The sequence below is a fragment of the Methylobacterium sp. J-001 genome (genome assembly GCF_022829565.1).
Classification (GTDB): domain Bacteria; phylum Pseudomonadota; class Alphaproteobacteria; order Rhizobiales; family Beijerinckiaceae; genus Methylobacterium.
In genome coordinates, this window is the sequence record NZ_JAKSYN010000105.1 from 1 (window position 1) to 6,549 (window position 6,549).

At 69.1% G+C, this 6,549-nt stretch carries 9 protein-coding genes and 1 pseudogene; 9 read left to right on the forward strand and 1 reads right to left on the reverse strand.

The window, feature by feature from the left end; translation table 11 throughout:
• The 4 genes from MKK65_RS11670 to MKK65_RS11685 all read left to right on the forward strand — a co-directional run.
• On the forward strand, positions 1–140 hold a 140-nt coding region (locus MKK65_RS11670; RefSeq protein WP_243955182.1), incomplete at its 5' end, for a sugar transferase.
• Positions 141–191: 51 nt separating this feature from the next.
• Positions 192–503 carry a hypothetical protein gene (locus MKK65_RS11675; protein ID WP_243957835.1) on the forward strand — a complete coding sequence of 104 codons (312 nt, stop codon included), beginning with the start codon at positions 192–194 and terminating at the stop codon, positions 501–503.
• A gap of 84 nt (positions 504–587) precedes the next feature.
• Entirely contained in the window at positions 588–809 is a 222-nt protein-coding gene (locus MKK65_RS11680) for a hypothetical protein (protein ID WP_243957837.1), read from the forward strand.
• 160 nt (positions 810–969) lie between these two features.
• Complete coding sequence (locus MKK65_RS11685; RefSeq protein ID WP_243957839.1) at positions 970–1,134, forward strand: hypothetical protein; 165 nt, start codon at positions 970–972, stop codon at positions 1,132–1,134.
• Between the two features lie 384 nt (positions 1,135–1,518).
• Here the strand turns inward: MKK65_RS11685 and MKK65_RS11690 are convergent, their stop codons facing one another.
• Positions 1,519–2,490 (reverse strand): metallophosphoesterase, encoded by a 972-nt coding sequence (locus MKK65_RS11690; protein ID WP_243957841.1) that lies wholly within the window; start codon positions 2,488–2,490, stop codon positions 1,519–1,521.
• Positions 2,491–3,108: 618 nt separating this feature from the next.
• On the opposite strand from MKK65_RS11690, the gene MKK65_RS11695 reads away from it, so the two are divergent.
• From MKK65_RS11695 to MKK65_RS11715, 5 genes and pseudogenes are all read left to right on the forward strand, one after another.
• Positions 3,109–3,351: a hypothetical protein gene (locus MKK65_RS11695; RefSeq protein ID WP_243957843.1), complete on the forward strand. Its 243-nt coding sequence runs from the start codon at positions 3,109–3,111 to the stop codon at positions 3,349–3,351.
• Between the two features lie 483 nt (positions 3,352–3,834).
• Positions 3,835–4,338 (forward strand): MucR family transcriptional regulator, encoded by a 504-nt coding sequence (locus tag MKK65_RS11700; protein WP_243957845.1) that lies wholly within the window; start codon positions 3,835–3,837, stop codon positions 4,336–4,338.
• 320 nt (positions 4,339–4,658) lie between these two features.
• The gene (locus MKK65_RS11705; RefSeq protein ID WP_243957847.1) at positions 4,659–4,865 is read left to right on the forward strand and encodes a TraR/DksA C4-type zinc finger protein; all 207 of its coding nucleotides are present in this window, start codon (positions 4,659–4,661) and stop codon (positions 4,863–4,865) included.
• Positions 4,866–5,170: 305 nt separating this feature from the next.
• Complete coding sequence (locus MKK65_RS11710; RefSeq protein ID WP_243957849.1) at positions 5,171–5,920, forward strand: collagen-like protein; 750 nt, start codon at positions 5,171–5,173, stop codon at positions 5,918–5,920.
• Positions 5,921–6,287: 367 nt separating this feature from the next.
• Positions 6,288–6,549, forward strand: a pseudogene (locus MKK65_RS11715) (ATP-dependent helicase HrpB); the annotation flags it as partial.

Here is a 6,549-nt window from a genome sequence, read left to right on the forward strand (position 1 = left end):
TCTCGGGGCGCTCGGACACGACCTACGCCGAGCGCGTGGCGCTGGACCTGGACTATGCCAGCCGCTGGAGCCTGCGCCGGGACATCGCGATCATGCTGCGCACCGTCCCGGCGGTGCTGGCCCAGCGCGGCAGCAAGTAGCCCGGCAAGCCGAGCGCGCGGCCTGAGCCCGTCGCGGAGCCCGTCGCGGACATGCGCCGGGCCGCACGGGCTCGGTCGGGCGCCGGGGTGGCGCCGGGGGTGTGCGGGGACGGGGTCGCCGACGGGATCGTCATGAAGGGTCTGCTGCTGAACGCGCTGCTCGGGGTCGGGCTGGGGCGGTTCGGCTCGGTCTGGGGTCTGCCGGTGTTCCTGCCGGTGGTGGCGGCCGAGCTCGCCTACGGGTTCCACGTGCACCACCTCGGCGTCGGGGGCGGGCTGCGGCGCGGGGTGGCGCTGCTGGTCTGCGGCCAGCTCGGCTTCCTGCTCGGCGCGCTGCTGCGGCCGCTGCCGGGGGAGCGGTGAGGCGCGGCCCCGGCCGATCCGTCTGGTGAACGAATTGCTCACGCACGAGGCCGCGTCCGGGTTTGCGGCGCAGGGAGTTCAGTCTTGGACGAGAACGATCCGCACTGGGACGCCGACCCGCTCTGGTACGACCGGGCGGAGCCGGAGGCGCCGCCGGGCGTCCTGCTGGACGGGCTGGCGTACCTGGTCCTGCTGCTGCTCGCCGGGCTGGCCTGCGGGGTGCGGGTGTACCGGCTCCCGGACCGGCTGTGGTGCAAGACCGCCGCCTGGCTCACCCGACAGACCACAAGACCGCGACGGTCGTAAGTCAGGTGCCGATGCCGGCCGACGGCAGAAAGCCCTGATCGACGCGACGGGCGCCCGAATCGCTGAGCTTATGGCCCGCTGACGGGAAGTTCGGCGCGGTGATCGTCACGGAACCCGCCTCGAGAGCCGGGGCTTCTCGGTGGAGAGGGAGACTGGGCCGATGAAGATGCCACCGAGCGAGGCCGGACCGGCCTCTGAGCACCGGAGCCTCGGCCAGCGCCTCTTCGCGCGCTACGGCTCCACCGCGATCCTGACGACGGTGTTGCTCGTGGTGGTCGGCTGGATCGGAATCCTAGGCTGGGCGGTGACGCGGCTGCTCGGCTGAATCCAGCTCGACCCGATACGGCCGGGCGCTCTCATCGGGCATCAGTGGGGCGTCGCGGCAGAGCCGCCAGAACTCGATCAGACCAGCGGAATAGGCGGCGAGGATCACGGCAGCCCAGTGCATGATCGTGTCTTCCCCCAGCGCCATCGGTGCACGTTCGTGCACGCGAAAGCTTGACGTTTCCTCACCAGGCTTATCGAGCTGCTTGGTTTAGGCAATATAATGGCATATCGCTCCCACTACACTAGGCAATGTGCATTTATTTTGCGCAATCTGGCAGTATGGCTTAACTGCACCGGCTTATTTGGGTGCCGCTCGGCGTCTTCTCGCGCTGATCGGCGAATCGCCGGCGTTTGATCCGCCGGTCTGGATCGCACCCAGCGGTCATGCCGGCCCACCTCGGCCGCGGGCGAGAGCCGCCGGCTTGGCGTCCCCCTCCGGGAAAGCCCCGAGATCGACCACCACGATTTCCGGCGGTATGCCCAGGCGCAACGGTCGGCCCGCCACGAAATGGGAGCCGAGCCCCGCCGAGACGATCAGGTCGCGCCCCGCCTCGACCATGTGGCCATAGGCGTAGCGCAGCCCGTAGCGGGATGGGATCCATGGCGACCAACCAAAGATCCGCACCTGACCGCCATGCGTATGGCCCGACAGGGTCAACGCGATCCGGGGGTCGAGCCCGGTGGCAAACAGATCCGGCTCATGCGCGAGCAGGATCGCGGCTCCCTCAGCGGGCACATCCCGGAGTGCCTGCGCGAGCATGCCCGCCCTCTGGCGGTCGAGGCGTACCGGATCCAGGGCGCGGCCGGGTGTCGCCTCACTCTCGAGGCCGACCAGCCAGAGCGGGTCGGGGACATCGAGGCGCACGCCGACGTTTTCCAGGAACGTGATGCCGGCCGCCCGCAGGGCCTGCTCGGCGCGGGTCGGGCCGTGGCCGCGCCGGAGCGCCGCGCGGTCATCCCCCCAGTCGTGGTTACCCTGGATGGCGTACACCCCCTTCGGCGCCCGCAACCCACGCAGGAGATCGGCCACCGTCTCGAACGGGACGGCGCCCCGGCTCTGGGATCCGTAATCCCCCAGCAGCACTGTGACGTCGGGGGCGAGCGCGTTGGTGCGCGCGACGACATCGGCGATCGCATCCTCGCCCATGCAGCGGGGATGGGCGTGGAAATCCGTGAGCACGGCGATCCGCAACGTCAGGCCGGCCGGCCATCGCGGCGGGCACAGCCGGTAATGCGTGACCTGAACCCGGTGGGGCTCGAACGCCGTCGCGTAGCCGGCGCTCGCGAGGCTCCCCGCCGCCGCACAGGCGGCAACGAGGGTCGGTCGGGACAGGAGCGTGCGACGGGTCAGCATCAGGGACGGCTCGGCTCGGATCGCGGCCTGCGTAGCACGGCCCGGCGTTCCGTCCGGCATCGGCCCCATGAGACACCGACGCCCGTCGCCTACGCGGAGCGCCGATCCGACGGTGCGCGTGCTCCTGCCACGATAGATCCCATACAAAAGGCCGCGCCGGACTGGCCATCAACGCAACTGCCGATCCCCACGCCGCGGGTCACACGCCCAAAGCCGAGATGGCCCTATTGGATACGCGCAAGACTTACGGTGCGGCCGGGCAATCGCGATGTCCCCCGCCCCGTCGTGTTGCTTAGAAGCGATATCGCCGCCATCCGATCACGAGAGAACACACGATCGTGGTTTGTCGATCTGGCACGGCTTCGCGCCGACACGCAAGTACCGGATGGCGTGCGTGTAAGGTGCTGCCGGGCATGTTTATTCCTGCGCATGAGATGTTGACAGTCTTAGGTCTATAGGTGTGCCGCTTGGATGGGTCGGTGCTGCGCAGATTCCCCATGCTGCCGCGATAGAAAATTTTGAATTAGCTATCAAATAAGTATTGATCCGAGAAAAATAGCATGCCATGAGGTTTTCAGTTCGTAGGCAAGGGTATCGTTGAAGCCCAGGATTGACTTCATGCACGCCGTCTCTTCCATCGAGCCGTCGACCCGCGGGTCAGTCCTCGACCGTCGTTCCATCGCCTTGGCGAATGCCCGGTGGTTTCGGGCGATGGCGTGGCGCGCCCTGCGGGATGGCGCCCCGAAGGGCGAATTACGCGCCGCCAATGCGCGCGCGGCCGCCCGCATCGCCCTGGGCCAAGCAAGACGCGATGCTCTGGTCAATCGCCTGGTAACCGACGCCCTGGCGATGCGTGACTGATCCGCCGCGGCGCTGAAGATTGCTCTGTCCCGGTGGTGACCGCGCCTGGCGATCTCCAGCGTCCACATCCGTTCATGGGTCATGCCCGGACGAAGCATCGTCTGGCGTGCTGGCGAATACCGTCAAGCAACACACCATGCCCTCGGGCTTCAGCCTTCATATTCGTGACGCCGCGTGCGGGCCCACGTGAGGGATCATGATGGTCGTCATGATCGAAAGTCGCGCTTGGTTGCGCGCCTCGCAGGGACTCCGCATGCGGTGTGGAACTACCTGCCGTCTCACCGTGAGAAGAGCATCAATACTATCGAACTTCGGACAACCGCGCAGGGCGTTCCTATCTGTTAACGAACGCTCCGTCGCTCGCCTCGCCGAACACGCGTCGTTAACGCTCAATGAACTCCCGTGCCGACAACCGGAACGGATCACCGCCTCCCCCGTAGATGCCCCGAGGTGTGACGAAGGTTGTGCCGCCAGGAGTCAGTGATGGACGACGATCTCGAAGCGCGGCATCTCGATATGAGGCACTTAACGGCCAATATCGTGGCCGCCTATGTTTCCAATAATCATGTTCAAGTCTCAGAATTACCTAAGCTTCTTGCTGGCGTCCATGCCGCCGTGCAGGCCGCCGCGCAGGGGCATGCCGCGGCGCCTGCGGTTACGGGGGGCCCGGTCGAGAAACCGTCCGCCGCCGAGATCCGGCGCTCGGTCGGCCGCGATGCCTTGATCAGCTTCGAGGACGGCAAACCCTACAAGACCCTGAAACGGCATCTGACCGGCCGCGGCCTCACGCCGGAGCGTTACCGCGAGAAGTGGGGGCTGCCGCGCGATTATCCGATGGTCGCGCTGGATTATGCCGAACGGCGGTCGGCCCTGGCGAAGGCGATCGGCCTTGGGCGACCGAGTGGCGGGTCCTCAGCCCGGAACGAACCGGAGGTCAGTCCGCGCCGGGCGGAGCCCAAGGCGCACCGCCGGACGAAATCGGCCTGATCCGGGTTTCGGCCCAAGGCCGCGGCTTGCCTCGGCGCGATGATCCTCACGGGCGTGGCGGCCGGAGCCAGGACCGCGCAAGACGGGAAGGCGCGGCGGGCGACGGCACGAGCGCGCTGTCCGCGCCGCGGCCTGACGCTCACCGGGCGTCCGGCCACGCCGTCTGACACGGGCGGGGAACCGCGAGCGACTTCGCGGGAGAATGCCGCCCGATCGGCCCGCGCGTAACTGTGTCGCTGATTCAGACAGTCGGCGCACCGAGAATTGCGATCGGGGACGTCGGACTGGTATTCACCCGCTCGATGCCGAACGAGAGATCGATGCCCCCGGCACGCGCCACCTGTCGATCCTGCGGCGAGCCGATCCGCGCGGGCACGACCTATTGTGTCGCGTGCGCGACGCGTCAGGCCGACAGCGACGCTGCCGGTTTCGATCGCTGGCTCGCGATCGTGTTCAGCGGTGCGGGCCTCCTCGTCGTGGTGCTGGCCGCTTATATCGCCGCCCGCTATCTCAACATCCTGGCGTAATCTCATGCGCGCCGCCCCATCGGTGAGGACGGCCCTGCCCGAGCATCCTGCCAGCCGCGGCACCCTGTAAGACGGGGCTTTCGCCCACCCGCCCGGTGAAGGCCGCGTTGGGCCCGTGGCGGCGTCGAAGCGCCCCGTCGTCCGGCACCGGCGCGCGCGCATCCTTCGCCTTAAGGCCAGGTCTCGTCCGCCCGTGGCTGCGCCGAAATATGTACGTCGCGGCCCGAGAGAGCCACGCTATGCCCAGGCATACCCTGTCTGGGAACTGTGGGGTCTGAAGGATGGCTCGGCGATCGATTCTGGTCTTGGCGTTCGGCCTCGCGTCATCGGCCTCGTGGGCCACCGGCGACATCGCCGTGGACATGGCGATGATCTCCAACGGCGATCTCAGGGTCTTCGGCACCTTGGCGCCGCCGCATGCCGCCAGCGTCGTCCTCGACGACAAGTTCGACACGCGGGCGGATCAGGACGGGCGCTTCGCGTTCCGGATCCCCTATCATCCGGAAACCTGCGTGGTGACGCTGAGATCGGAGGCGGTCAGCCGCCAGGCCGTCGTCGGCTATTGCGCCCGGCCGGCCGTCGCGAAGCAGGCGGCGGCGCACCCGGCCCCGGTGATGCTGGCGGCGAACACGCCCAGAGGCGAGATCGGCCCGCGTGGCCCGCAGGGCGCTGCCGGTCCGCAGGGACCCGAGGGGCCGCAAGGCGAGCGCGGCGCCAAGGGCGAACCGGGCTCGGCCGGTTCCATCGGACCGCCCGGTCCCGTCGGACAGGTCGGCCCCAAAGGCCCGGCGGGCGAGCGCGGCGACCGTGGGCCGGCGGGACCGGCTGGCCCCGAGGGCAAGGCGGGAGCGTCCGGCATCACCCTACGGGTTCAGGTCGAGGAATGTGCCGCGGGCGGCCGATGCGTTGCGACCTGCATCGCCGAGGAATTCGCCGTGAACGGCACCTGCAGCGGCGGCGAACGCCCTGCCATGGACGAAAGCAGCATCTACTGCTTGGCCATGGGGGCGGCCCCGACGGCCATGAAGGCCCGGGCGATCTGCGCGAAGCGATGATCCGGGAAAGCGCGCGGCTGCGCAGGGTTTGGGTCGGCCCGGCCGCTCGCTGACCGGGCGCCGTGCCGATGGAGTCGGGGCTGGCGCGAGAGCGCTCGCCGGCGCCCCGAGGATCCGCAGGGCGAGCGTTTTGGCGGTCGCCTCAGGCAAGTGATGCGATCGGTCGCCACCCGTCAGGGGTTTCGGCATGTCTCAATGCGAACGCGCATCGCCCGGTCGCCGCGCGGAGCCGGTGCGTCAAAAGCTTCGTTTACGACCGTCGCGGTCTTGTGGTCTGTCGGGTGAGCCAGGCGGCGGTCTTGCACCACAGCCGGTCCGGGAGCCGGTACACCCGCCCCCCGCCGCCGCGCTCACGGAGGCCCGCACCATGCTCGGCGCCCCTGGGGCTCTCGATGGCGACGGGCGGCTCACCGAGATCGGCACGCGGCCGCGCCCCCTGCCGCTGCCGCCCCGGCCCGCCCGGCCCGTGTCGGTCGCGTCGGCGACCGACCCGGCCCGGGCCCCCGCCGACCTCGCGGCGGTGCGGGCGCGTCCCGGTCCCTCGTGCGACGGCATCCATCTCGACCAGCGGGTCTGGCCCTCCCGGCGTGACCGGCGGCGCCGGATCCCGACCATCCAGCGCGTTTACG